General features: G+C 43.2%; 40 protein-coding genes. 9 read left to right on the top strand and 31 right to left on the bottom strand.

From position 1 onward, the window contains the following. Positions 1–90: 90 nt before the first annotated feature. The 8 genes from MKX34_RS10135 to MKX34_RS10100 all read right to left on the bottom strand — a co-directional run bounded on the left by MKX34_RS10135 (position 91) and on the right by MKX34_RS10100 (position 3,507). Positions 91–603, bottom strand: coding sequence for a hypothetical protein (locus MKX34_RS10135; RefSeq protein ID WP_076296090.1), 513 nt, complete (start codon positions 601–603; stop codon positions 91–93). Positions 604–627: 24 nt separating this feature from the next. After that, a complete protein-coding gene (locus MKX34_RS10130; protein ID WP_076098444.1) occupies positions 628–993 on the bottom strand; it encodes an HNH endonuclease signature motif containing protein in 366 nt (121 codons plus the stop codon). 166 nt (positions 994–1,159) lie between these two features. Next, on the bottom strand, positions 1,160–1,708 hold the full coding sequence (locus MKX34_RS10125) for a site-specific integrase (protein WP_076296089.1): 549 nt from the start codon (positions 1,706–1,708) through the stop codon (positions 1,160–1,162). 12 nt (positions 1,709–1,720) lie between these two features. Further along, positions 1,721–1,888 (bottom strand): hypothetical protein, encoded by a 168-nt coding sequence (locus tag MKX34_RS10120; RefSeq protein ID WP_179089269.1) that lies wholly within the window; start codon positions 1,886–1,888, stop codon positions 1,721–1,723. 167 nt (positions 1,889–2,055) lie between these two features. Further along, entirely contained in the window at positions 2,056–2,547 is a 492-nt protein-coding gene (locus tag MKX34_RS10115) for a hypothetical protein (protein ID WP_076296088.1), read from the bottom strand. A 96-nt stretch (positions 2,548–2,643) separates the two neighbouring features. Further along, positions 2,644–2,853, bottom strand: a complete 210-nt coding sequence (locus tag MKX34_RS10110) for a hypothetical protein (RefSeq protein WP_076274317.1) — start codon at positions 2,851–2,853, stop codon at positions 2,644–2,646. A gap of 2 nt (positions 2,854–2,855) precedes the next feature. Next, positions 2,856–3,125 (bottom strand): hypothetical protein, encoded by a 270-nt coding sequence (locus MKX34_RS10105; protein WP_339204899.1) that lies wholly within the window; start codon positions 3,123–3,125, stop codon positions 2,856–2,858. Beyond that, entirely contained in the window at positions 3,100–3,507 is a 408-nt protein-coding gene (locus MKX34_RS10100) for an ASCH domain-containing protein (protein WP_076098448.1), read from the bottom strand. The genes MKX34_RS10105 and MKX34_RS10100 overlap by 26 nt, the downstream gene beginning before the upstream one ends. 106 nt (positions 3,508–3,613) lie before the next feature. On the opposite strand from MKX34_RS10100, the gene MKX34_RS10095 reads away from it, so the two are divergent. Beyond that, on the top strand, positions 3,614–4,087 hold the full coding sequence (locus MKX34_RS10095) for a hypothetical protein (protein ID WP_036681919.1): 474 nt from the start codon (positions 3,614–3,616) through the stop codon (positions 4,085–4,087). Between the two features lie 76 nt (positions 4,088–4,163). Here MKX34_RS10095 and MKX34_RS10090 read toward each other — a convergent pair whose 3' ends face one another. The 12 genes from MKX34_RS10090 to MKX34_RS10035 form a co-directional block, all read right to left on the bottom strand. Further along, entirely contained in the window at positions 4,164–4,700 is a 537-nt protein-coding gene (locus MKX34_RS10090; protein ID WP_076296086.1) for a hypothetical protein, read from the bottom strand. Between the two features lie 39 nt (positions 4,701–4,739). Then, the gene (locus MKX34_RS10085; protein ID WP_076296085.1) at positions 4,740–4,940 is read right to left on the bottom strand and encodes a hypothetical protein; all 201 of its coding nucleotides are present in this window, start codon (positions 4,938–4,940) and stop codon (positions 4,740–4,742) included. 61 nt (positions 4,941–5,001) lie between these two features. Next, positions 5,002–6,372 carry a replicative DNA helicase gene (gene dnaB / locus MKX34_RS10080; protein WP_076296084.1) on the bottom strand — a complete coding sequence of 457 codons (1,371 nt, stop codon included), beginning with the start codon at positions 6,370–6,372 and terminating at the stop codon, positions 5,002–5,004. Beyond that, on the bottom strand, positions 6,335–6,688 hold the full coding sequence (locus MKX34_RS10075) for a hypothetical protein (RefSeq protein ID WP_076296083.1): 354 nt from the start codon (positions 6,686–6,688) through the stop codon (positions 6,335–6,337). The genes dnaB and MKX34_RS10075 overlap by 38 nt, the downstream gene beginning before the upstream one ends. Continuing rightward, complete coding sequence (locus MKX34_RS10070) at positions 6,666–7,691, bottom strand: hypothetical protein (RefSeq protein WP_076296082.1); 1,026 nt, start codon at positions 7,689–7,691, stop codon at positions 6,666–6,668. Before MKX34_RS10070 ends, MKX34_RS10075 begins: the two co-directional genes overlap by 23 nt. A 22-nt stretch (positions 7,692–7,713) precedes the next feature. Continuing rightward, positions 7,714–7,896: a hypothetical protein gene (locus MKX34_RS10065; RefSeq protein WP_076098452.1), complete on the bottom strand. Its 183-nt coding sequence runs from the start codon at positions 7,894–7,896 to the stop codon at positions 7,714–7,716. Positions 7,897–7,911: 15 nt separating this feature from the next. Beyond that, positions 7,912–8,214, bottom strand: coding sequence for a hypothetical protein (locus MKX34_RS10060; RefSeq protein ID WP_076296081.1), 303 nt, complete (start codon positions 8,212–8,214; stop codon positions 7,912–7,914). Between the two features lie 114 nt (positions 8,215–8,328). Further along, positions 8,329–8,601 (bottom strand): hypothetical protein, encoded by a 273-nt coding sequence (locus tag MKX34_RS10055; RefSeq protein ID WP_076296080.1) that lies wholly within the window; start codon positions 8,599–8,601, stop codon positions 8,329–8,331. After that, a complete protein-coding gene (locus tag MKX34_RS10050) occupies positions 8,598–8,888 on the bottom strand; it encodes a hypothetical protein (protein ID WP_076296079.1) in 291 nt (96 codons plus the stop codon). The genes MKX34_RS10055 and MKX34_RS10050 overlap by 4 nt, the downstream gene beginning before the upstream one ends. Positions 8,889–8,897: 9 nt before the next feature. After that, positions 8,898–9,413: a transcriptional regulator gene (locus tag MKX34_RS10045; protein WP_076098456.1), complete on the bottom strand. Its 516-nt coding sequence runs from the start codon at positions 9,411–9,413 to the stop codon at positions 8,898–8,900. A 136-nt stretch (positions 9,414–9,549) separates the two neighbouring features. Then, a complete protein-coding gene (locus MKX34_RS10040; protein ID WP_076098457.1) occupies positions 9,550–9,858 on the bottom strand; it encodes a hypothetical protein in 309 nt (102 codons plus the stop codon). Continuing rightward, positions 9,859–10,104 carry a helix-turn-helix transcriptional regulator gene (locus MKX34_RS10035; RefSeq protein ID WP_076098458.1) on the bottom strand — a complete coding sequence of 82 codons (246 nt, stop codon included), beginning with the start codon at positions 10,102–10,104 and terminating at the stop codon, positions 9,859–9,861. It abuts the gene before it with no gap. A 110-nt stretch (positions 10,105–10,214) separates the two neighbouring features. On the opposite strand from MKX34_RS10035, the gene MKX34_RS10030 reads away from it, so the two are divergent. The 5 genes from MKX34_RS10030 to MKX34_RS10010 all read left to right on the top strand — a co-directional run bounded on the left by MKX34_RS10030 (position 10,215) and on the right by MKX34_RS10010 (position 14,440). After that, complete coding sequence (locus MKX34_RS10030) at positions 10,215–10,601, top strand: helix-turn-helix transcriptional regulator (RefSeq protein ID WP_256717788.1); 387 nt, start codon at positions 10,215–10,217, stop codon at positions 10,599–10,601. Positions 10,602–10,679: 78 nt separating this feature from the next. Next, positions 10,680–11,567, top strand: coding sequence for an ImmA/IrrE family metallo-endopeptidase (locus MKX34_RS10025; protein ID WP_076296078.1), 888 nt, complete (start codon positions 10,680–10,682; stop codon positions 11,565–11,567). A gap of 17 nt (positions 11,568–11,584) precedes the next feature. After that, positions 11,585–12,802 carry a tyrosine-type recombinase/integrase gene (locus MKX34_RS10020; protein ID WP_076296077.1) on the top strand — a complete coding sequence of 406 codons (1,218 nt, stop codon included), beginning with the start codon at positions 11,585–11,587 and terminating at the stop codon, positions 12,800–12,802. A 98-nt stretch (positions 12,803–12,900) separates the two neighbouring features. Continuing rightward, positions 12,901–13,485: a helix-turn-helix transcriptional regulator gene (locus tag MKX34_RS10015; protein WP_036679391.1), complete on the top strand. Its 585-nt coding sequence runs from the start codon at positions 12,901–12,903 to the stop codon at positions 13,483–13,485. A 151-nt stretch (positions 13,486–13,636) separates the two neighbouring features. After that, positions 13,637–14,440 carry an MBL fold metallo-hydrolase gene (locus MKX34_RS10010; RefSeq protein ID WP_076296076.1) on the top strand — a complete coding sequence of 268 codons (804 nt, stop codon included), beginning with the start codon at positions 13,637–13,639 and terminating at the stop codon, positions 14,438–14,440. Positions 14,441–14,552: 112 nt separating this feature from the next. Here the strand turns inward: MKX34_RS10010 and MKX34_RS10005 are convergent, their stop codons facing one another. From MKX34_RS10005 to rpmG, 10 genes are all read right to left on the bottom strand, one after another. Then, on the bottom strand, positions 14,553–15,188 hold the full coding sequence (locus tag MKX34_RS10005; RefSeq protein ID WP_076296075.1) for a class I SAM-dependent methyltransferase: 636 nt from the start codon (positions 15,186–15,188) through the stop codon (positions 14,553–14,555). A 3-nt stretch (positions 15,189–15,191) separates the two neighbouring features. Next, the gene (locus MKX34_RS10000) at positions 15,192–15,557 is read right to left on the bottom strand and encodes a hypothetical protein (RefSeq protein WP_076296074.1); all 366 of its coding nucleotides are present in this window, start codon (positions 15,555–15,557) and stop codon (positions 15,192–15,194) included. 16 nt (positions 15,558–15,573) lie between these two features. Continuing rightward, a complete protein-coding gene (locus tag MKX34_RS09995; RefSeq protein WP_081383813.1) occupies positions 15,574–16,344 on the bottom strand; it encodes a GNAT family N-acetyltransferase in 771 nt (256 codons plus the stop codon). After that, on the bottom strand, positions 16,322–16,756 hold the full coding sequence (locus tag MKX34_RS09990) for a DUF6157 family protein (protein ID WP_080742457.1): 435 nt from the start codon (positions 16,754–16,756) through the stop codon (positions 16,322–16,324). Before MKX34_RS09990 ends, MKX34_RS09995 begins: the two co-directional genes overlap by 23 nt. Before the next feature lie 149 nt (positions 16,757–16,905). After that, positions 16,906–17,175 carry a 30S ribosomal protein S14 gene (rpsN, locus tag MKX34_RS09985; RefSeq protein WP_038569786.1) on the bottom strand — a complete coding sequence of 90 codons (270 nt, stop codon included), beginning with the start codon at positions 17,173–17,175 and terminating at the stop codon, positions 16,906–16,908. A 26-nt stretch (positions 17,176–17,201) separates the two neighbouring features. After that, a complete protein-coding gene (locus MKX34_RS09980) occupies positions 17,202–18,305 on the bottom strand; it encodes a metal ABC transporter substrate-binding protein (protein WP_076296073.1) in 1,104 nt (367 codons plus the stop codon). Next, positions 18,295–19,161 carry a metal ABC transporter permease gene (locus MKX34_RS09975; protein WP_076098466.1) on the bottom strand — a complete coding sequence of 289 codons (867 nt, stop codon included), beginning with the start codon at positions 19,159–19,161 and terminating at the stop codon, positions 18,295–18,297. The genes MKX34_RS09980 and MKX34_RS09975 overlap by 11 nt, the downstream gene beginning before the upstream one ends. Continuing rightward, positions 19,107–19,814, bottom strand: a complete 708-nt coding sequence (locus MKX34_RS09970) for a metal ABC transporter ATP-binding protein (RefSeq protein WP_036679376.1) — start codon at positions 19,812–19,814, stop codon at positions 19,107–19,109. Before MKX34_RS09970 ends, MKX34_RS09975 begins: the two co-directional genes overlap by 55 nt. A 218-nt stretch (positions 19,815–20,032) precedes the next feature. Continuing rightward, a complete protein-coding gene (locus tag MKX34_RS09965; protein WP_036679375.1) occupies positions 20,033–21,241 on the bottom strand; it encodes a GTP-binding protein in 1,209 nt (402 codons plus the stop codon). A 48-nt stretch (positions 21,242–21,289) separates the two neighbouring features. Further along, positions 21,290–21,439, bottom strand: coding sequence for a 50S ribosomal protein L33 (gene rpmG / locus MKX34_RS09960; RefSeq protein WP_076098468.1), 150 nt, complete (start codon positions 21,437–21,439; stop codon positions 21,290–21,292). 203 nt (positions 21,440–21,642) lie between these two features. On the opposite strand from rpmG, the gene MKX34_RS09955 reads away from it, so the two are divergent. From MKX34_RS09955 to MKX34_RS09945, 3 genes are read left to right on the top strand one after another with little or no spacing between them, the layout of a single operon-like run. Next, complete coding sequence (locus MKX34_RS09955; protein WP_076296072.1) at positions 21,643–22,671, top strand: GTP-binding protein; 1,029 nt, start codon at positions 21,643–21,645, stop codon at positions 22,669–22,671. Next, positions 22,668–23,657, top strand: a complete 990-nt coding sequence (locus tag MKX34_RS09950; RefSeq protein ID WP_076296071.1) for a permease — start codon at positions 22,668–22,670, stop codon at positions 23,655–23,657. Before MKX34_RS09955 ends, MKX34_RS09950 begins: the two co-directional genes overlap by 4 nt. Positions 23,658–23,707: 50 nt before the next feature. Continuing rightward, on the top strand, positions 23,708–24,583 hold the full coding sequence (locus tag MKX34_RS09945) for a TIGR03943 family protein (protein ID WP_038569778.1): 876 nt from the start codon (positions 23,708–23,710) through the stop codon (positions 24,581–24,583). On the opposite strand, the gene MKX34_RS09940 is transcribed toward MKX34_RS09945, so the two are convergent. Continuing rightward, positions 24,576–25,046 carry a NusG domain II-containing protein gene (locus tag MKX34_RS09940; protein WP_244886456.1) on the bottom strand — a complete coding sequence of 157 codons (471 nt, stop codon included), beginning with the start codon at positions 25,044–25,046 and terminating at the stop codon, positions 24,576–24,578. The genes MKX34_RS09945 and MKX34_RS09940 overlap by 8 nt on opposite strands. Positions 25,047–25,048 lie beyond the last annotated feature (2 nt).

Here is a 25,048-nt window from a genome sequence, read left to right as displayed (position 1 = left end):
AGAGTCCGATGCGGTCTATTACGAACAAAAAATTTTTTTTAAGATGGTGGGGGGCCTAAGAAATTAAAAAAAAATCCCGTAATGGCGACTTTACCATTTCAAATTCAATTCGAAATCAGGCATTTTGAAAATTTTTCTGATCTTATCTTTGTTCTCCATTATCGTTACCATTGCAAATTCATTGGCGTCTTTCTCGGCGGCACTATTCTTGTACTCTTCCATATTTTCATCAAGGTTTGCCACCCCTTCCTCATCAAGATATAATCCGTGATGATTCTGCCATGCATGACGCATTTCATGAAAGAGAAAAAAAGCTAAATCTAAATCTTGTTTATGTTTCTCCTTGGATAAGTTAAAATAAAAAATCTTGATTGTACGAGACTCCATCATTGCAATAGCAGGAGGCCGTGTCGCCCCATGAAGTATCTGTTGATATTCCTCCGGTGACATATCAGGACATTCAGCCATTTCTTTTCTCAATCTATCCTCATTCTTGTAGACATCGACCACATAATCTAATTCGTTGTATTCCTCACCCAATACATCTAGACAATGTAAGAGCTGATCCCTTATTCGACTAGGGTTTGTATATCTAACTATCATTTGCAGTCACACTCCTTGCTATCATTATCTCACATCATTTCCAAACCCTCCATCCTCTTTTGCTGTCTTGGCATCATGACACACCTTACAAAGTGACTGCCAGTTGCTGCGCCTCCAGAACAATTCCTTGTCACCCTTATGCGGTTCGATATGGTCAACCACTGTAGCAGCCTCAATCTTATCGACCTTCAAGCAATATACACACAGTGGATGCTTCCGCAGGAACCCGAGCCGAGCCTTGCGCCACTGACCGTCATAACCGCGCTGTGCAGCTGTCCCACGGTATCTATCATAGCGGTGTTTCTCTTGTGTATGGTCGGCACAGTAACGCCCTCTAGAGAGGTTACTACAGCCCACACGACTACATGGTTTAAGTGGTGATTGCCCCATAATTAACCCCTCTGCTGCTATTAAATAACTGGTAAATCCTGTGCGATCTAATTACACATATCTTACATTGTGTTAAACTCATACACCCATCACAAACCCATGCTCTACATGGCTTCTCAGCCTGTCCAGAAAACGAGTTTCACCTATCCTTAATATGAGTAACTGATTACGCTTTGTGACGCTTCAACGCCATATCCATACTGTCCTGAGCCATGCCTATATAGCGCAGCGTAATCTTCGGCGAAGCATGATTAAAGAAGTCCATCAGCATGCCAATGTCCTTATCAGTTGTTTCGTTATAGAAGATGTAACCGAACGTTTTCCGAAGTGTATGACAACCCATTTCTGAAAGCCCGAATTCATCGCCGATTGAACGCATAATCTTATAAGCCATCTCACGAGTGATAGCCCGATTCATACCCTCTCTACTTTTGATCAGGAATTCATTCGGAGGCTTTCCCTCTATATAAGACAACAATTCTTTCTTTAACTCAGGAGCCATGTATATTCGTTTCTGTTTATTGGTCTTTTTCTCTCTAATAGAGATGTGCGACCCAGACACATCCTTAACGCGTAATCTCAGAATGTCACTAATCCGTAAGCCTGTATAAATGCCTAGCAGGAACATTATGAAATCTCTGAGGTTCTTATTCTTGAGATAATCCTTAATGTCTTGTACCGTTTCCGGGTCACGGATAGGCTGAACAAAGTTCATATGCCATCACTCCTAGTCGGTAGCGACTTCCCACACAATGGCATCGAATCGCCCAATGTACTCATTCCTTACTGATTCAGGAATCCGTTCGTCCTTCACCACATCATGAAGGATCTCTATTGTCTCCTTCACTTGCTCCATGTTCAGTATATCAATCCGCAATTCAGCTGGTCTAACCATTTACCTTCACCCTTTCATATTGGTTTATGGGCAACAAAAAAGCCGCCCACAATTGAGCGACTCCATAATACTTTCATCTGCCTTGCCTAAATTTCTACATTACCAATGTACCACGGAATATTCGTCAAGTGGTCTTCAACATTCCCCGTATTGTCCTCAATTTGTCGTCAAAATTCTTTCAGGACTTCATCGTAAAATCCCATTTGATGTAATGAGTTCGCAATCGACCTGATTCCTTTCTCAATATATCGATCCACTGTACTAGCCGATGTCCCTTGCCGAGTGAACAGGATTGTCTGCTTACGGGTAAAGCCTTGGATGAATCTCACACCAATGATCTCCTTAACATCGGGATCTAGAATTTGACTGTATGCCCGATAGATCATGTATGTATAAACGCGGTACCGTTCATACACCCATTTCTGCTTCTCGGTTAGAATCACAGCATTGGCCGTTTTATCTGCATGCAATTCATCCTGGTCAATTCTTCTGGCTGCTTCACCGTCAATAGCGACCTGAGCCAGGTCGCTTTGATGGTTTTCGAAATCAGACATGAATATCTTCATGGAAGTATATTTGCCAAGGTAGAATTCGGTTGATTTAACTTCTTTTTTAGATGCCACTGCGAACAATTCCCCTTGTTCCCATACCATTGCCATTCCCCTCATTCCCCTTTGTGTTATAATGGGTTTGAGGTATTATTTACCGTTCATTGACCCCGCCCGACCAAGGATAAGGGGTCTTTGCTTTGTCCTTTATGCATATCTAGATCCACGCGGCATTTTTCCATCTTCGTCGAGTACGATATCACTGAGTATGATTGCTGATGATGCTGGGATATACTGACCTTTGAATTCTCCGAATGTTATGCTGTACCCATTCTTTTCACGCTGCGCACGGAATGACACTCCTGAAACAATACTTCCTGCTGGCGAATTAATATTTTTGACTGTTTTGATGATCACTTCTACGCCTCCTTTTGCCGATTCTCCATTATCCTCGCATCTTTAGGTATTGATACCCAAGCAAATCCTCGCTTATCTCCGCCTGGATCTTCCTGTACATAAGAATATCCTTTTGGAACAAAATCATTTAAATGAATCCGCAAGTCACCGAAAGCTGTCTGAATGATCTGATGCTGAGCCAGTTCTGACCAAGGGCATACATGCAGATGCATGCGCTCAACCTTGCCACCTTTACGGACTATTTCGCTAAGAGCGACATTTATCATGTTCACGGCTTGTGGATGAATTGAGAAAAAGTTGCTCATAATTCCCTCCCTCTGGAAGCTTGACCCAAATCACAGCGCCCTGTGGATGATTATAGGGTACAGGTTCCGAGAAAATGATTGGGTTTTTAACAACCCACGCCCACGCTTGGTTGTAATGAAAAGCAAATTTGGGATCTTCGATGCAATGCTTATCCTTGTAAGCCATAAATCGTCCAACCGTGCAAGGGATGCAATTTGTCAGTTCCACCGTCCCGTAAACTTTGCCACTGCCGCTTTTGATGATACCGATTGTGCCACGTTTATGTGTAAGTCTCCCTCTAATCTCCCATATCTTTTGACCGGATAAAATTAGATCAGCCCACTTCGGTTTAATAATCAAACCATCCATCTTAACAAAACTCCTTTCTGAACATCATCTTCGTACTGTGCAATAGAATATTTTTTCTTCTTAAAGAGATACTAATCAAAAATTGTTTATTTCACAGGAGGCAACAATGCTGAAAAAACTAATAATTCTCTTTGTTTTTTGCTTTATAGCCGTTGGAATTTCTCCATATGCTGCCGTAGCATCAAATGATCTCTACAAAACACCTACATCAAAACAATCTGATCAGTGGAAAGTTGAAATCAAAAAAGTTGAGAAATATACCTCCAAGATGTCAAAACCTCGTGAAAATGAAAGTGAAATGTACAACATTATCATCACCAATATCGGAGCTGGATTAGAAAATGTCGTATTTAACTCCTATAGAGATGAACCAAATACCCAAACAAAGTATGGATTAAGCATTTCAGACGATCATCATAAGAATTTTAAACATGGTGAGTTAGTCGACTTTTCTAACTTCCCTATTTCAGTTGATTCAAAGGAACTTCAAATCGAAATTAGCTGGTACGGAAAACCTTCAAACAACGAAACCCATCATAGAAAGTACAAAGAAACCTTTACTTTCACACCAGAAAAATAATAGAAACTTGTTGGGCACTTCGGTGCCCTATTAGTTCACAGTTTGCGTCTACCGTTCATCCCTTTTCTGATAAGGCTTAGTACCTCTGCCCATGCTGCACATATCTTTTCTCTTGTTTGCTCATGAAAAACAATCCATTTTCAGTTCTCCAAGGGTGATCTACCCCTGGACTTTGGCTCCCTGGCGGAACAAGTGGTGTAGATACGGATTTATCTAAAGACCAACCATAGTTAACTCGCGCATAAAAAGTTCTTCGGGAAATCCCGATACTTTCTGCCTGCTTGATTAATTTTTCTGGATATTTACGTTTTGCAGGATTATGTTTCTTCATCTGTTCAATGCGCTTTTCATTAGTCCATAGTGGTTCAGTAGCCGCACGTTCTAATGACCATTTTGCACTTACACGATTAATGAAGATTTGATACGGGATACCATTTTCAGTTGCGATTTTCACCCATTCAGGACGACTATTCAATTTTCGTGGAAGTATTGTAGTCGCGCGTTTCATGTCCCATCCACCATCTCGAACACGCCATTCTAGCGTCCTGCGTTTGATACCGTTAAGGGCTGCCTGTTCATAGTCTTCAGGGGAGATATGATATTTATATGACATTTGTCGTTTCACTCCTTTACCGTGTCCTCGTACTTTGCATCATTCTTCAATTTCATGTACGCAAAATTTATCATCACACTTTCTTTCTAGTACCGTCACAGTATTTTCTGCACGTTTTTTAGAAGAATAGCGTTTAGCCTCAGATAATTTACACCCTGCGGGGAATGTCTCCCCTTGGTGAGTGTATGTGTTTCCCCTGTAAAATTCGTTTAGCCCTTCCACGTATATTACATATTTCATAAAATCGCACCTCCCTTCACAGTTTGTTCTACTCTGCACCAATGCCCGGCTTTCTATATTCTCAGGCTGGCTGCGGCAAGTTATTGGCATGCGCTCGTCCGTAATTTATGAACTTATTAAAATTCTTGAGGAACAGAAGTTCAACCGTTCCAGTAGGACCATTACGCTGCTTAGATATGATGATTTCGATAATGTTTTTCTTCTCGGATTCCTGGTTGTAATAATCATCCCGATAAAGGAAAGCGACAATATCGGCATCCTGTTCAATTGAACCTGATTCACGAAGGTCACTCATAATCGGACGTTTGTCCTGGCGCTGTTCAACATTCCGACTGAGCTGAGACAACGCTATAACCGGCACATCCAATTCACGGGCAATCTGCTTCAACACTCGGGAAATTTCCGAAACCTCTTGTTGTCGATTTTCCCCACGTTTACCACTACTTCCCTGAATCAGCTGCAGGTAATCAATGATGATCATTCCAAGGCCTTGTTCTCTTTTCAAACGGCGACACTTGGCTCGAATATCATGCACGGTGACAACTGGATCGTCAGCAATGAAAATGTTCTTGTCTGCAAGAGAAGAAATGCCAATGGTCAACTTGCCCCAATCATCGTCACTAGTAATATCGCCCATTCTCAAGTCATTAGCGTCGAGGTTAACCTCAGCACAGACCATGCGCTGCATGAGCTGCTGCTCTGACATTTCTAAGCTGAACACTGCAATCGGATCATCCGATATCGCAGCCGCATTTTGAGCAATATTTAAGGCAAATGCCGTTTTACCAACGGATGGACGAGCTGCCACAATAACTAGATCCTGCTTTTGAAATCCACCTGTCAGCTTATCCAAATCCACAAATCCGGTCTCTCTCCCGCTAATGGTTCCACTGAGTCGGTTGCTTACACGCTGCTCGATCGTATCAATCAGCGCCATTCCGATTACTCTGGTGGATTTAAAGTCTTGCTTTGAGACAGACTGATCAGATAGTGCGGCTGACTTGGTGAGAGCGTAGGACACGACACTATCGGCATCCTCGCTTTCATACACCATATCAATGAGTGCATGAGCATCCTTCAGGGCTTGGCGTAAGGTGAATTTGCTATTTATGATGCCAATAAAATATTCGATATTCGCTGCTGTTGGAGAAGAACGGGCTATACGGGTAAGATGATGAACGCCGCCAACCTTATCTAGGCTCTTACGCTGAAGCATTATCCCTGTAAGAGAGCGAATATCAATTTCTTCACCGGCATTGTGAAGATCCACCATTCCTGAGAAGATTGTCCGGTTCATCGGATCATAGAATACTTCCGGCGCTATAGAAATCGCCTTATCTATCGCTTCTCCCGTGTTATCAATCATGATCGCTCCAAGGATAGACCATTCGGCTTCAATGTCGTGCGGCTGTTCCCGATTTAAGTCGCGCATAAAGTTCCTCCTTCCATCCGGCGGGCATAGGTTTAGCAGCAGCTTGAGCCTTGTCCCTTTCTGCAAAATACTCCGCTGTCTGATCCTTGGCTTTTCGCTGATCTCGTAAATCACCCACACCACCACGGATCTGTGCAATCTTCGGCGGCCACGGATTTGTAAGCATGTGCTGCTCCACGTTTTTACAGGCTACGTCAAAAGGGAAATCTTTAAGGTTCTCATGTAGCCGGTCTATTTCAGTATTGCTGGTATCAATCTGATGTGCGTATTCTTCTTTGAGCTTAATGAGTAGATCAATAACTTGTGTTCTCTTCAAGCTGCTTTGCCTCCTTTGCTCGACGTTTAAGGTCTGCAAGCTCTTGCTGCTGCTTGGTTAGTCGCTGCGGCGGTGCTGGCATTGGTGTTTGGGTTAATGACCCTTTATGCTTCGTAGTCTTGTTAGCGTTCCGCCATGCTGATTTCAAGCCTTTCACGTAATAAGTAAAACTGTTTGGCTGCTCGAAATCTTCTCCCTCGCGTTTTCGCTTTGCCTTGTATTGGCTCTCCATAGTTGTGATGGTAAAGGGTACTGGCATCCCTGCGGCGACCATCTTACCCATGGCTTCGCGATCGTTTGTGGAGACGTGAATGTCGAACTTATCATGCAATTTGCAATAAGCATTTAAAATTGCGATCATCCCGTCCGTTTTAGGATCTGGGCTAATTTCTTCTGAAAACTCATTTTCTAAAATAGTAGTAGTAGTAATAAGATCTTTAATATCTTTTGCATCGGACAATATTGTCTGATCACTCGTTAAAATCGTTTCATGATCGGACATTTTTGTCTGATCACTGTCATTGTGAACGGACAAATATGTCTGATCACTGTCATTGTGAATGGACAAATATGTCTGATCACTGTCGGACTGATCGGACAAAATTGTCTGATCACTTTCGCTGTGAACGGACATTTCTGTCTGATCATTATCCTGCGAACGGACATTTTTGTCTGATCTCTTCAACATGCCTTTCTTGGACTTTCTAACCTTTATGATCAAACCCCGGGGCGCTCTAGTGATATGGATGTAACCGTGGTTCTGGAGATCACTTATCCATCTGCTGATGCTTTTATCGGTAACCCCAAAGTTCTCACCGATTTCAGAAAGCTTCATCGGCTTGCCACCCAGGACAAGTCCCCAAACAGTTCCGTCCTCTTCGACTTCCTTAGTCGTGGAGCTAACACACCAAGCGAATAGCCATATCGCCGATCCTATTTTTTCGTAGTGTTGCGGCGAAAATAACCCGGAGAAAATCGGAAAAGGAAAGCTATCTGTTGGCATAAGCTCACCTCTGTATTAATCATCATTTTCCCTTCTTCGGTTTGGGGCGATTTATAATTTCTGTCACATTCGTACGCAAGACGAATGCTAATTCTCCATTGTCCTTTCGAAGCTTGGCCCAAGGTCGGGCAATGCCCCATGTATCCAGTACCTCACCGGACAGGCCACAGCTTGTTAGGACTGTATCACCCTTGAGAACGAGCATCACCGCTGCCCCCTTTTACCCCGCATACCGAAGCCGCAGAGCTTTCAGAGCGATATCAGTATTCTTATCATCCAGACGGTCAGCCTCGGACAAATCCACCTTATTTCGACCGTTATAGAGGTGTAGTGCCAGAGCAAGCATGAACTTTTCTGATGTGCTCCATCCCTTAGAAGCTCGTTTAAGCTTGTCCGTATGAACGGTAAGCTCTTCGAAGTCAATAAATTCAGGAACCAGATATTGTTTAAGCTTGTTATGGTTCTGAAATATATACAGCAGTCCCTTCCAATACCGATCTTGCAGTAATTGTTTCGGAATCATAGTAAATACCCCTTTCAAATTGAATTTTGATGCGTCAGCCACATCTTGGAATCCCGGACGGAGGAAGGTTATTTCTAAGGTCCGACATTCCAAGACAGGGGCCGAAGCCCTTCTTCATTTGATCCTGTCTATTTCTTGCATTACGAGTGTTTTAATGTTCAATGGTAGAAACTCTACGACTTCAACAATCTGATTCCACCTGCCCGAGGCTTTTTGTTGATGCCTGTCTGCAAGATAAAAGTTTTCTACAGAACTCATGACCTGATTGTTCGCAGCGGTAATCTCCGTTTTCAGCACCTGGTCTATAGCAGAAGACCACTCGTTTCTACGTTTCACATACAATTCAGCAAGAGCTTTAGCAAATTGAATTTCGTCTTGTTCACTCAAGCTGTTCCCTCCTTGCTTTTACGATGGGCATCGCGTAAAATAGACGCAACGAGAAACTTTAATCGGGTTCTCAATGAGGTCCGCCCTGCCAGGCGGGCTTTTTTATGCTGTACTTTGGCATGATGCAATTCACATTCGTGCAACCAAATCAGCATTTCCAGCCAACGAATATTTCGTTTTAACTTGATCGGATCAATATGTTCTGCTTGGCGTTTTATCATTTTCAGATTCCGCTTAGCGTTCTTAGCTTCAAACCGCGCTTGATCTTCCAAATCTTCGATTCTCATAAAAAAACCTCAATTCATATATTTTTTTTGTCTCAGTTCATTCCGATGATCCGCCCATAATCCAAGGTAAGAAATACCATATTTCCGACAAAGGACTGCTGCATTATGTGTAAGTGCCGTTATGGCTTCGATTTGCTCCATTAGTCCATTTTTGACGTTCTCATGATCAGCAGGCGTCAACTGGTCTAATCTCTTAGTGATTGGGATTGACTGCAAAGCCAGTAATGCTTCTTGGATTTCCTCGATTGTTTTTATGTATGTTGAACTTGGATGTAAGTCAGCGCCATCTAAGTAAGGTACACATGCACCACCTGTAACCTCTTCTGCTGCGCCGATAATCAACTGAATATCATCGTAGTGTCTGACTGTAGCCTGCATAACTTGTTTAGTAGCTTTACGGCTACCTTTAACTATCTTGCCAATCTGGGAACCATCAACATTAGCTGCCTTTCCAGCTTTTGCATATGAATCGCCAGTCCGTTTTAGCACTTCTTGCAGTGCTCCCGGAAAATGTCCAATTGCCATTTTGATACCCCCTTATTTGTCCAAATTGATGGGATGCTATTGGACAAGGGAATAATGTATGATGTTTTTAAGCAATTCCCCTTGCCCAAGCCTTCCCCCACCCGCCGCAGCCCGTACAGCACGGTGGGTTTCCTCTTTATATAGCTTTCTTACGATTTTTCCATCCTTCACCAGCATGGTTACTCACCCATTCGGTGTGTTCGTCCACCCATCTCATTAATAAGTGCGTTGGAACCCTTGGATTCCCGAACTCACGATTGACTGGAAAATCTGGACGGTTGAAAAGTTCTGCTGTTTTCGACTCGCCAATATCCATCAACTCCATAAATTGTTTTCGGGTTAGAAAGGGCGGTAGCTCGTTAATAAGATGATCTTTTAACGCTTCCGCCACAGCTTCTCGAATCCATAGTTTTAGATCTTCAACTTCTATTACTGCAACGGACATTCATCTCACCCCCTTCAACGCGGAGTTTTCCCCTTCAACTTTGCGTATCGCGTAGCGAATGGCTAAAAAAATTTGATCTCTTTCGCATTCATACACAAGAGATATCTTGTCAGCTCGTTCGCTGTCTACATGACGATGACCATTTTCAATTTGAGATAGGTATCCAGCGGGTATTCCAATCTCTTCAGCTGCTTTCTCAATACTTAGCCCAGCATCTTTACGAGCTTTTTTAATGAGGCTGTTCACTTCTCTTCCCCCCGATCAGCTATTCATAATGTGAAGTTATTTCCATAATACATCGCATTACGCAAAGTGTCAACGCATTTTGCAAAGTTTACCCCCTTTATATTTTCAGTATGCAAAGTGCAAAGTATAATGTTAATCAGGTGATGCGAATGTTTAGTGGTAACCGGTTGCGCAAACTGCGCAAAAATGAAGATTTAACTATGAAAGAATTCGGCGCAAAGTTTAGTCTTGCAGAATCCACAATTTCAGGTTATGAAAACGAATCACGAAAACCGGATTTGGATACTGTAAATAAATTTGCGGACTACTTCAATGTCTCTGCTGACTATTTGATGGGGCGAACCGATAGGCTAAACTTGGAGGAAACCAACCTCTCATTTTATGGTGGACCCGATAAATACACTCCTGACGAAATAGAAGAGATGGAGGCAGCTCTAGCGAGATATAGAAAGAACAAGAAACGGATTCGAGAAGAAATGGAAGACAGAAAAAAATAAAGAATCAAGAACTAGCCAGCAATGGCTTTTCTTTTCCATATAAAACAGAACATACGTGCGCTTTTAGGAGGAATACATATGAACTTTTACCAATACTTTAAAACTCCACTTGAACAATGGATCGAAGACAGATATCAAGAAAATGGAATTTTTCGACCTTCTGATCTCACTATTGAAAAAGTCTCTAGAATATTTAATACCGAAGTAATCTATTATGAGCACACCTCTTTCAGTGACAATGAGGAACGCATCATTTTTTTAAATAAATATGAGGAAGAGAATCTACTCAGGAAATTTTTTTTCCACGAACTTTGTCATGTCGTAAGGCATTCAGGGGATCAGCGTTGGATGCCATCATTATTTAGAGATGCCCAGGAAAATGAAGCTGATTTCTTTTCTCTTTACACTTCTATTCCTTTTTATATATTTCAGTCGTTACCACTACCTAATAACAAAAATGAGGCTATTGGCTTTATTGCCCATGAGTTTAAGATGCCACTAGAAATAGCCAAAAAGAGATTTCAACAGATTGAAGAACGAATTGCTCAATCTGATATGCTATCTGCTTTAGGTGCTATAGCAGCAGCATCTTCAAAACAAGAAGATACGCACAGTAAAGCAGCTGATTTTCATTTTAGAAGGGATACTCAAACTCAGCCTCGTATCCGAGCATATTACAGTTGGGATGGTGATTTTTCTCGTCCTCATGCTTTAGTGATTGAACACCCTATCGAATTTGATTGGAATGGATCACTAGATATACAGATCAATCGTGATTACAAAACATGCGACAAGCCATCTGGAAGAATGAAAGATATTGCTTCTATCATCCCGAGTGACCTCTCAATCTCCAAAGACAAGGGTAGTATAACGATAAATTTATCCCGCGTAGCATGGCGGCATGGCAATGATATTGAACAACTATACCTTCCTTTGGACGTAATTGATGACGCTTTGAATTTTTAATGAAAGGTGGATAAGATATGGCTTACTTCTCGAAAGTTCAAGCAAAAAATAAACAAGGATATAAATGGATATGTGTCTTGGAAGGTCCAACCAATCCCGTAACTGGAGTAAGGCAGCAAGTGTCCCGTAGGGCGGATACTAAGAACGAAGCTTTACAACGTGCACAAGATGCTGTTAACAACCTTAGAAGTGGAATTGACATTAAGAAAGCCAAGAAAACTAGATTCGAAGAAGTTGCAACTGATTTTTTAGAAACATATTCAAAAAGTGGTGTTAGATCAAGTACCGTGCGAACAAGAAGTAAATCCGTTAAGATATTGCTTCACCATTTCGCCAAATCAAATATTGACAGCATAAAACTGAAAGATATTCAAAAAATGTTGATTACTATGGATAACAATGGATATAGTCACTCAAGCATGAATAGCACAAAAATTACAGCTGGAATGATTTTTAATTTTGCGGTTGTTCATGGGCTACGAAAAGATAATCCCTGTGAAGGATCTGTAATACCAATAAAGGAAAGTACAGTTGAGGAAATAGAAAATGATATTCTGGCAGAAAAGTATTTCGAGAGGCACGAGCTTGAGGAATTTCTAGAAAAGGTCCAATTGTTTGGAAAACGTGGAGATTTAGAAACTTTTTACCTATTAGCTTTTTCTGGGATGAGACCTGGGGAGTTATGTGCTTTGAAATGGTCAGACATTAACTTTGAAACTTACGATGTTCGCATTACGAAGACAATTTATAATCCAGATAATAATATGCGTGAATATAAGCTAAACCCACCGAAGACAAAAAGTTCCATTAGCACGTTTGATCTAGACGAAAGTATTATCGAAATGTTAAAGTCTTATAAGGAAAAACAAGTTATACGCCACCAAAGGTACTGCCAGCAGGCTGATGATTACCATAATGGAAAGTTTATTTTTTGTCACGACAATGGATATCCATACGTGCAAAAGAATATAATTGACAGAATGAAACGTATCATGAAAAAAACATCCATTAAAAAACATGCAACCCCTCATATCTTACGGCACACGCATATCAGTCTGTTGACTGAGGTTGGAGTGGACCTTAAGACTATTATGCATCGAGTAGGTCATGGTGATTCAAAAACAACTTTGAAAATTTACACTCATGTAACAGAACGTATGAAAAAAAGTGCGAATGAGAAGGTCAGAATCCACTTCGGCAAGATCCTAGATATCAATCAAAAGCAAGAAATGTGATTTTTACGTTATTTTTATTTAAATACGAACCCAAATAAACTTTATAACTCTAGGATTTACAAGGGGTTCCAAATATAAATTAAAAAATCGGAGGAATTATGCCTAATAACCAACAAGAAACTCATAATATCCAGGCGTGGTCTCTGATCAATCGCAAATACCTTGGACAAGGCGTTCGAGTCAAAAGATTTCGCCGTCCAAAGCGCAGCCAGATTAGAAACCGTGTGCTGCTTGCTGTATTGATGGCTAAGGATATCAAGCTGTCACGACTCGCAGAAGAGCTTGGTATATCCTCACGCAGTGTAAGCGCTTGGGTATACGAAGGTCGTATCCCTTCCAACAATAACATTGACAAGACCTGCCGCCTATTGGGGTACCCACCCCACATTCTGTTCAATGAAGCATTGATTCGTCAAAGCCCCATTGTATGTCAGCCTACACCCTCACGATTTATGAAAAGAAGTATTACCAGTTCACCGCGCAGCAATGTTATCCTGACCGGACTTTGTATGGTTTACGATTTCTCAGTAACGGATGTAAGTATTTGGATAGGCGTCCATCCCGGAACGTTTCGGAAATGGCTCCACAACAGCCATCTGCCGACCCCTGCTCTGCAGGAAAAAGCCGAAGCTTTCTTTCGGATTCCACGCCATATTCTATTTGCAGACTGCGGAACGCTCTAATACAATCCTCTCACAGAACACGTTTAACACAGCCCTTCTTCAAGAAATCATGAGAAGGGTTATTTGCCATACCTTTTTTTCTTAAAAAGAGGTCATACTACTGTATGTAGATACATTGTGTAGTACTAAAGAACGGGTCAGGAGGCGCAAGATGAAACTTAACGGAATACTGTCAAAGGGCTATACCGATACTTGGAATGTGACCCCTGGTGTCATTGGACTTCGCACTATGTTTGTAAATGTCGCATTAATTGGCCAGCCCTCTTCGGATTGGGTTCTTGTAGATACTGGTCTTAGCTCATATACAGGCAATATTATTGATTTTGCTACGGAGCATTATGATAAGCCTCCGGTGGCAATTATCCTGACGCATGGGCATTTTGACCATATTGGGGGTGTGAAAAGGCTTGTTGAGGAATGGAACGTGCCTGTATATGCTCATCCGCTAGAACTGCCTTTTCTGACAGGTAAAGAAGATTACCCTCCAGCCGATCCGGCCGTAGGCGGCGGGCTTATGAGCATGATATCCCCTTTATTTTCACATCATGGCATTGATCTTGGTTCAGCCGTTCACCCCTTGCCGGAAGACGGGACTGTCCCTGGTGCGAAGGGCTGGGAATGGATCCATACCCCTGGACATAGTCCCGGGCATATCTCCCTGTTCAGGCCTGAGGATAGAGTCCTGATCGCTGGTGATACGTTCCTTACGGTCAAACAGGAATCCGTATTTGCAGTGGCTACGCAGCATCAGGTGGTGCATGGCCCACCCTCTTATTTCACGACAGACTGGGAAGATGCCGAGAAATCAGTCCGTACCCTTGCCTTGCTGAATCCACATCTTGTTCTTTCGGGACATGGAGTACCCATGGAAGGTGAGGAGCTGTCTACCCAGCTTGCTCATTTATGCAAAAATTTCAAAGAAATGGCGCTACCGGGTCAAGGTAAATTTGTGTAAATAAGGTATTCCTGATCATCGAGCAGAGGTCTAGGGAAAAAGTCCCTATAATTCATTTGATATAGCCGATTCTACGGATATTCAACGAAATTATAGGGAGTTCCTCCCTATATTATTTGCTAAGTGCAGATTTACGTGCGACTATATATCTCAGTATGTATTGATGTTTTTTTCCAAGCGGCCCACATAAAGTCTCCACACATGAGCCGGTCGAAATTATTTTCGTACCTGCAAAATGTTGTCTTAAATCTTCATCACTAAAAAAATGGGCGTATTTTCCCTCTTTGTATTCGTAGGTTCCCGGTTCCAAAAGTGTTCCACAGCCGTTGTTCGCATCCTCATCGGAAAAACTGGTAAAATATAGCAAGCCATCCGGCCGCAGCTGTTCCAGACAATTAGCTACGAGCCTGCGGCGATCCTCTTCGAGAAATAAATGCAACACGTCATAGCAGTAGACAGCATCAACCTGTACTTCAGAAATAGGCTCTAATACGGAACCTGAGATAAAATGGCTCTTGGGATCCCATTCTGCCGCCATCCTTAACGCATCCTCGCTTAACTCAACGCCTAAGGTCTTAAACTCATCTGAGAACACCTTCGTATTTCTTCCGTATCCCGCACCCGGGACTAAAACTGATTTCACGTCATATTGCCGAAATATCTCCCTTGCTGCCTGGGCTGTAGGACTAGGTTCACTCCCCCAGATCATGCCTTCCTGAGCAAATCTTCGACTCCAGTATTCGGACATAGATTAGACCTTCTTTTTAAATTTATTCGCTAATTTCATCGCAAGGAATTGAGGGATCAGGTTTAGCATACTAAAAAATAAAAACGATCCTGTAGGTCCAAGTGGTTTGAAAAACGTCCCGTCCCAACCGCCTTCTCCTGACAATTTGCTAATAAAATAATACGAAACAAACGCAGAAGCGATATTCCCAATGACTACAGCAATTATATTATTAGACCATTTTCCCAAAAAAGCTATTAGCGATGTTATGACGATCATCATTAAATAACCAACTATTGAACCATTATTGAAATCTTTATCCATCGCGAAATATACAAATGGAAAACAGTACACACTAATGATCAGGAGATTTAATCCTAATTTTCTCACCGCATCCCCTCCTCAGCTAGTTTTTCACTCTATACCAATACTGATAAATCTCCTTAAAACCCAGCTTGTCATACAAGGCTGAAGCCCCCGTATTCGCTTGCACAACTTGCAGAAAGGAAGTTGTTGCTCCCTTTGCTCTACCCCAATTAAGCAACGCTAGCAGCAGCTGTTCCGCCATTCCCTTTCTACGATGAGCAGGGGAAGTGACAATATCATACAGACCCAAGTATCCATTCTGAATCACACCAAGTCCGCAGGCGGCAGGAACACCATGATTAAACAACAGGACATAACCCTGCTGCAAATGTGATGCAGACAACATTCTAGTTAAGGTTTCCCGGTTCTTGCCAGACAACCCGGTAAGCTCACTGAAGGCGTGCAGCCACTCTTCAGTCAAGCTCTCCTGCATCTGAACCGTATAACACAGATCGGGGCTCGCTAAGCCCCCCAGATCAAGAAGCCTTACCGATGAAGGCTCGACAATTGTATAACCGCGATCCGCAAGCATCTCATCAAGCTTTGCCGGCTGGATATAGGGGGTTATTTTGAACACTGGCTGTAGTCCAGCATGCTCATAATACCGCTCCGCAAGCTTGATTTGTTCTGCGAGATCAACCTGAGAGCTGTCAGCCCCGTATAATGGATTGACCGAATTGGCCCTTTTTGTATAACCAGCTGCCGTACGTAGAATCCAGCCCTGCAGGAGAACGCTCTGCTCCGCAGCCCAAGTATTAAGTGTGATTTCTTCTATGAATTTATACAGCTTATTCCTCTCCTCTTGAAGCACGTTTGTTACGCATCGCAGGCAGTAATTTCACAGTTCCCTCCTCTTGGGAAGTGAAATAGTCATATTCGGGAGACTCTTTGCCATAAAGAGCTATTTTACCCTCACCGTTATAATGAACACCCCAACCAAACCGCTTCGGCAGCAGTGAAGCCCTTAGACAAGGATGATTTTTGGAAAATAGCTCGTTCCATATTTGTTCCTTACGGGCCAAACGTTCTTCCTGTGGAATTTGTTTATGGCGCACATGAACCTCGTACAGAAGTTCTTCATGATTGTATTTGTAGGGCTCATTAATTAACAGTTCATATTGAATCACATGTGCAGGCGGGAGTGTTCGGCAAGACATCGGAGGAACTCCGATTTCCTCAGGGCAGTCCTCTGCTACACGAATAAAAGTATCGGTATAGCTCATTTGCATCACCTCCATATTAAATAGAAATATATTCCTTCTATGATAAATCATTTTCCTATTCTTAGCATAGCCGAATTTTCTAAAGTCCATGATGGATGAGCAGCAAAAACGGCCAATCCTCTAAACTACGGAGGATTGGCCGTTCTCATTTACCAACTCGACTTGGTAATACCCGGAATCTGGCCTTTATGCGCCAATTCGCGGAATACAATTCGGGAAACATTAAATTTGCGCAAATAACCTCGAGGTCTGCCAGACACTTGGCATCTATTTTTTTGACGAGTTGCGGAGGAATCACGTGGCAGCTTTTGCAAAGCCATATAGTCCCCTTGTTCCTTTAGTTCTTTTCTTTTAACAGCGTATTTGGCGACTAGTGCTTGTCTCTTCAATTCTTTCACAACTTTAGATTTCTTGGCCATGTTCGTTCTCCTTCCATCCTTTAAATCTACTCGTTCAATGCACTCTTCAAGGCTTCCAGGTTCTGACGCATGATTCCTAAATAATCCAGGTTTTGACTGCGATCTTCCTCTGTTAATCCTTCAATTGGGTTTAGAACGGCTGCTTTGGCACCAATCTCTTTTGCTATTGTGTCTGCCACACTGGAGGATACAAGTGTCTCGAAGAAAATCGTCTTCACTTTATGCTCTTTCGCAAACTCCACAATCTTACTCATATTTGCGGCAGAAGGCTCCTGCTCCGGAGATAGTCCGGCAATCGGGACCTGAGTTAATCCGTACTGCTTGGCAAGGTAACCAAAAGCCGCATGCTGAGTGATAAAATCCTTGCGTTTAGTATCCTTAAGACCGTCCTTAAATTCTTGATCCAGTTGCTCCAGCTTAGCTACATAAGCCTCTGCATTTGTCTTAAAATCCTCGGCATGTTCAGGTGCGGCAGCAGCTAAAGCTGCTTCAATGTTACGCACTTCTTGAATGGCTAGTGTAGGATTGAGCCACACATGCGGATCTAATCCACCGTGATCATGCGAATGCTCTTCATGAGCATGTTCTCCTTCTTCATGCGCATGTTCTCCTTCTTCATGAGCATGCTCCCCTTCTTCATGAGCATGCTCTCCTTCTTCATGAGCATGTTCTCCTTCTTCATGGTGGTGGTCAGCTTCTTCCTCTTCCGTGCCTTCCATGATGTCCAGACCCTTGCTCGCTTCTACAGTAATTAACGGAGTGCCAGATATACTTTCCAGCACCTGGTCTACCCAGCCTTCCATTCCTGCGCCATTATAGATCAGCATATCCGCATCTGAGATTTCTGCCATATCTTGTGCAGTCGGTTCCCAATCATGGGGTTCGATTCCTGCCGGTATGAGTGCTTCCACGTCCGCCAGATCTCCTGCCACATTTTTGGTAAACTCGTAAATTGGATAGAAACTGACTTTAATATTTAGTTTAGATGACTCTGGAAGGGCTGTGGCTTCTGCGGCTCCAGATGCATTCGTAGTAGTAGAAGAATTACTGGCATTATTATTACCGCAACCTGCGGCAATAAGTAACGCGGACAGGGACAAAATGGCTAAATGATGGATTCTAAATTTCATTGAGAGTTGTAACTCCTTTTCTGGAAATAGATTTATGAATTCGCCGACGATTTCTAAGTCGGATCAGCTTCTGTACCAAAATTGCGATTAATAAGAACGATAGCAGTATAAGAGCAATCGTCCCACCAGGCGGTGTATTGATGTAATACGAGGCACTTAGGCCACTAAAAACGCCGAGTAACCCTACGCCAATTGATATCAATATAGCTGTCGTGAAACCAGACGCTATACGCAAGGCAATCGAAGCTGGCAAAACAATAAGCGCTGAGACTAACAGCACTCCAACAACTGGCATCGCAGCAGCTACTGTCATTCCAGTTAGTACAGCAAACGAAAATGATAACCAGCCCACATGAACTCCACTAATACTAGCGGTCTCTTCATCAAAGGTCAGATTATATAAAGATCTGCGTAACACAATAAAATAGACCAGACCGATTACAGCAACCACAGCGATAATCTTTAGTTGAGTGTCGCTGACCGCAACGATGGAACCAAACAGATAGGAACTGAAGCTTTTACTTAAATTCTGCTTTAAGCTCATAAGTACAACTGCCAATGCTAATCCAGAGGTCATAATAATAGCTACAGGAAGCTCGCTATATGTACGATAAGAACGTCGAAGCTGTTCGATGACAATACCACCGAGAATCGCCACCATGAAACCACTTAGTGCCGGATTAAGCTGTAGTATTGAGCCTAGTGCTACTCCTGCAAGCGAAACATGAGAGAGGGTATCCGCCATTAGGACCTGACGGCGAAGCATGAGATATACCCCGAGAAGCGGACCAATAATGCCAATTAAACCACCGGCCCAAAATGCACGTTGCATGAATTCGTAACTAAACATTGCCAACCCTCATTCTCCTTTCGTTCCAGGCTGATCAACGTATCCAGATAGGAACTGGTCTCTTCCAGGCCATGCGTCACCATGATTACGGTCCGGCCGTGTTCACTGACATCATGGCGCATCAGCTTATAGAACCCAATGCGACTGTCCAGATCCATTCCCGTAGTAGGTTCATCGAGAACCAATATCTGCGGCTGTTGTGCCAATGCTCGAGCGATGCAAATCCGCTGCTTCTGGCCGCCTGACAGTTCTCCTATCTTCCGGTCTCGCAAATGCCACATATCCACCTGCTTTAAACTTCGCTCGACGATCTCGTCCTGCTCAGGTGTAAAGCGTCTAAATAATCCCAGCCTTGGATAACAACCCGAGCGAACCAGTTCGATCACCTTACTTGGGAATCCTGCGTTAAAAGAAGCTACCTGCTGTGGAACATAGCCGATAACCATCTTTCCGTTATCTGATAACTCTTTATTCAACTGAACCGTTCCACTCCATGGACGAAGCAGGCCGAGCATTAGCTTCAGCAGGGTGGTCTTAGCAGCACCATTGGGTCCCGTTATACCAATAAACTGTCCGGTATGAATATCTAATGAAATGTTATCAAGGACAGCTTCATCCCCATACCCGAACACTACATTCCGCATGGATGATAGGATCATCGTGCCTCGCCTCCCTTCTGACTGATGTTATGTCCATCTCAGATTAAATCGTAAGTCTTACGATTTAACAAATTTGATAATATCGTAATCATTACGATTTGTAAACCCAAAATTAAAAATTAATCGTAATAATAACTATTAGACCTCTTTTTCATACAGCAAAAATCCGGAATCCCACCTTCTGGATTCCGGATTTCCATCGCTAATTTACTAAGTATCTATTCCTCAGCAGCCGCAAGGAGTTCTTCAACAGGCCACGGAAGTGGATTGTTGAACTTTGTCCAATCCTGCTTCAGCTCCTCCACCGTCAGCAAACATCTGTCCAATCTGGCTTCGAGTTGTGCCTGATCTATATTTACACCGATAAATACGATTTCATTTATTCTATCGCCCCACTGCTCGTCCCATTTCGCCTGCAGCTCAGGTTCGCTTTCCAGTACCTCCAGCTGCTGATCCTTAGGCATTGTAGCCAACCAGTAGCCAGCAGGTCCGAACTGAATGGAAGGTCCTGCCTGACTTATAGTAGCTGCAAGATCACCTTTTGCAGCTACCCATGCCACACCTTTTGCCCGAACGACCTCTTCCGGCCAGTTGCTAAAGAAAAAACTTAATCTTTGCGGGTGGAAAGGTGTTCTCCGGCGATAAACAAAGGAAGAAATTCCGTATTCCTCCGTTTCAGGGGTATGGGTCTCTTTATTCAGCTCCGCGATCCAACCAGAGGATAAGCTTGTTTTCTCAAAATCAAACAATCCGGTATTCAGAATTTCCTTCGGATCTACTACGCCGTTAATCGTGCGGATCAGCTTGGCAGACGGTTGAAGCTTACGGAGCACAGCTTCAAGCTTGTTGAGTTCATCTTCTTTCAACAGATCACACTTATTAAGCAGCAAGACATCACAAGTTTCGATCTGATCAATAAGCAGATCCACAATATCGCGGAAATCTCCTTCGCCAGCCGTTTGGTTGCGGTCCATCAGACTATCACCAGAAGAGAAGTCATGCCAGAAACGCCCAGCATCCACAACAGTCACCATCGTGTCTAATTGAGCAAGCGAAGTCAAATCAATATCCAACTCGGGATTGGCATAGGTAAAGGTCTGTGCCACTGGTACAGGTTCGCTAATGCCTGAGGATTCAATCAGGATGTAATCAAATCGCCCTTCCGCAGCCAGCTTTTGTACTTCGACAATCAAATCATCACGAAGCGTACAACAGATGCAACCATTAGACATCTCAACTAATTTCTCTTCTGTTCTAGAAAGCGTATTTCCGGACTTCACCAGATTCGCATCCACATTGACTTCACTCATGTCATTTACAATAACAGCTACTTTAAGCCCGTCACGGTTGTGCAGAATATGATTCAGCAGCGTTGTTTTCCCAGAGCCCAAATATCCACTGAGCACGGTAACAGGGAGCTTTTTCATCTATACCACTCCTATCGTTTATAAAATCAAGATTAAAAGCCTCCGCCCTTAACGGGTTTCGCGATGTAAGGTTACTCTCTTTAGGCGTGGACAATATTTTTTCATTTCCATACGCCCTGGATGATTTCGCTTATTCTTGGTAGTGGTATAGTTGCGATCTCCTGTCTCCGTACATGCCAAAGTAATGATTACTCTCATCGTTTCCATCTCCTTTTGATTAAATCGTAATAATTACGATTAACACATCGTACACGGTTTATTCACAATCTGTCAACTATGATCTTGTAAAAATTTCAACTCTCTTAATTTTGTGGTCTTTCTGGTGGACAAATTACGTATAGATGGAATTATAAAAAATATGATTCTTGTAATTCCTAGAGAATCAGGCAGGAGTGGAGATCATGAAGATACCAGTAATTATTTTGAGCGGGTTTCTGGGGAGCGGGAAGACAACTCTGCTGTTGTCCCTGCTGAAAGAAAGCAAGGTAAGAGGGCTGAATCCAGGAGTAGTAATGAATGAACTGGGCAAACGGGATGTGGACGGGTATATTCTGCAGGAGCATACCGGTACAGCTGTAACTAAACTGCTGGACGGATGCGTATGTTGTAGCCGTAAAGAGGATTTGGCAGATAGCCTGATGGTGCTGCTGAGAGGACGTCCAGATGCCATTTACATGGAGTTGACCGGCGTCGCCGATCCTGAAGAAATCGCCAAAACGTTGCAGGAAACCCCTCTACAGGATCTGGTGGAGCTGCACTATACCATCACTCTGTTAGATGCGGAAAATGCTCTGGAATATAACAGCAGACTCTCCTCTGACAAACAGCTCGTTCGGACCCTGCGTAAGCAGCTCTCCATAGCTGATCTTATTGTCGTTAATAAAAGCGATCTCGTAGAGCCGGAAACCTTATGGAGAATTGAAAAGGGAGTTCGTAAACAAAATACGGAGGCTGAAATTGTATACACCCATTACAGTGAAATCAACCTGTCTCCGATATTGTCAGGAATAATCCCACGTAAAATTATAGCTCCGGCTCCACAGCGAGCGCCTCAAACCTTCAAAGGAGCATCACTGAAACAAATGCATTCAGAGCATGGGGGAACCGCTGTAAAAGAGCTGCATGAGGAGCAGCACGCTTCTTTCTCGCAGGTAACAGCCATCACGTTAACCATTCCGCAGGTAAGGACAACTATGCCTTCTAAAGAACGCCTAGAGGCCTTCTTCCAAGAATGGGGTGACAATCTATTACGTGCCAAGGGGCATATTCTTTTGTCCGAACAGGAGCCGGTTCAGCTTGTTCAATATGCGGGGATGCGTACTACCTGGGAAGCCTCTCGTTATCCTGGTATGCCTTATGTGGTGTTCATCGGGATGAATATAGATGAAGAACAGCTGGCAGATCGGTGGTCCGCCTTATTCGAGTTTTGACTACCTTTTCACCATTAAAAATACTGCCGTTGCTCCTCCCGATCTCGTTCCTGATTATCATTGGCTTTGTATGGCTGCCGAATCATCTGGAACTGCTGGATAATGCATACATCGACACCTTCAAAACCGCTTTTATCGGCATATTGCTGGAAGCCTTGCCGTTTGTATTAGCAGGAGCATTGTTATCTTCACTGCTTCGCGTCTTTATCCCGGATGAAATGATTTCCCGGTGGATTCCGCGGCGACCTCTTCCGGCCATTCTGTTCGCATGTCTGCTCGGAATTATTTTTCCGGTCTGCGAATGTGGAATGATCCCGCTCGTCCGCCGACTTATCCATAAAGGTATGCCTGTTTACGTGGCTATCGTGTTTATTTTGTCCGGACCGATCCTAAATCCTGTCGTCTATGGGGCGACCATGACAGCATTTCGCAGCCACTCGGAGCTGGCCTATGCCCGTATGGGTCTGGCTTTTGTTGTAGCCTGTCTCATAGGTTTGATAATCTACGCAACGGTTAAAAAATCTCCCATCCGCCTAAATGTTCAGCGTGAAACGGGGGAAGTTCATCACAATAATTCTCGTGGGGGAAAAATAGCCGCTGTCTTCGTCCATACCTCAGATGAGTTTTTTGAGATGGGAAAATATTTAATTATCGGTTGCTTATTAACCGCTGGCATTCAGACATTTATGGTTCAAGACAGTCTGGCTGCGATCGGAGCTAAGCCGCTGGGTTCATATTTTTTCATGATGGGACTGGCATTTGTGCTCTCACTTTGTTCCACCTCAGATGCCTTTGTAGCTTCCACCTTCGTACATTCTTTTCCATCTGGTGCTCTGCTCGCTTTTATGGTATTCGGACCGATGCTGGATTTCAAAAATTCATTGATGTTGCTCTCACTGTTTAAGACCAAATTCGCTCTTTATTTGTTCTTTCTGATCTTCGCAAGCGTGTTTATTGGGGCGGTATTCATGTCCTTGTGGCTGTAATTCATAGAGGTGGTAAGCTGTTGCTTACAACATGGGTAGGAGGATAGAGCATGAATGACTCTCGAAGCATCCGGTTTCACTATTTGTTAAGGGCGGTCATTCTGCTCGCTTTCGCCCTCTATATCGGGCATCTGGTACAGCAGGACGCTTTGCATTATTATGTAGCGCCCAAGCTGGCACGCTGGGTTCAATTATGTCCAATCCCGCTGACACTTATGGCGCTCAGTCTGGCCGTACAGGCTTTATTTGGCAAGGGTAGTGTTCTCTGTGACTGCGAGCATCGGCTTCCACATTCTTTTTTCAAAAGTACAGCGCTATATGGATTATTCCTTTTTCCACTGCTGCTCGGATTTCTCCTTCCGGATCGCGCTTTGGGAAGTATGGCCGCTGCTAAAAAAGGAATCTCCCTATCCTCCTTGCCCACTGAAGCTAAAAATTCCGCGAGATTCGAGTCCATTGATCCTTACCATGAGGAGCTTACCGAGCTGGCCAAGATCCTTTATGCACAACCTGTGGTCCCAGTTTATTCAGCGATTTTCTCCGAAACCTTAGGTGCCCTTGAGATGTACAAACAACAATTTGCAGGCAAAGAAATTACTATTTCCGGCTTTTTATATCGTGATCAAGGTGAACATTCAGAGAATTCTTTTGCCATAGGTAGATTTCTGGTCCAATGCTGCACTGCCGATGCTACACCCTTTGGGATATTAGTGGATTCCGGCAAACTAAAAAGCCTGCCTACCGATACCTGGATAGAGGTCCGGGGCAAGCTTCAAGTTGTTCCCTATAAAGGTCAAGAAATTATGCAAATTAGTGCTGAGTCTATTACACCTATCAAACAACCCGCAACACCTTACATTTACACCAGTCCTGACTCTATCACCGCATGGAAAGAGTTAGAAGGTTCAACTAAGATTACTAAATAATCGCATCTAGCTCATCCTCATCATTCTCAGACTTATTAGGATTAAATACTTCTACCATAATACGGGCTGGAATACAAATAATTTGCTGTTTGGGTCTTGAGATGAACCCCATTTCCAAAGCAATTCTTAGGGGAGCATCAGAATAGGTCATTTGGATTCCATAATCAAACACCTTTAGCGTATTGTGGCCGAATTTCGTTTGAATATCTATAATTTGTTCTTCTTTAGTCAAAGAAACGGTTTTGTACTCTTTACCGTCCACCGTAATTATAGCTTTCAAATCCCCTTGCTGATACTGCTCATTGCTGCTGTCCCACCACTTCATGCCATAAATCAAGCCCGCAGCTAACAAGGCTATCACAATAATTAAAATATCCCCGCGCTTCATTGTTAACAAGGTAAGAGTCCTTTCATGACAAATAATATACGTAATGATTACGATTAATATCAATATATTAATCATAA

The organism is Paenibacillus sp. FSL R5-0636 (assembly GCF_037974255.1).
Lineage (GTDB): Bacteria > Bacillota > Bacilli > Paenibacillales > Paenibacillaceae > Paenibacillus_AQ > Paenibacillus_AQ odorifer.
Note: the sequence above shows the minus strand (reverse complement) of the source record. Positions and strands in the feature narration are given on the sequence as shown.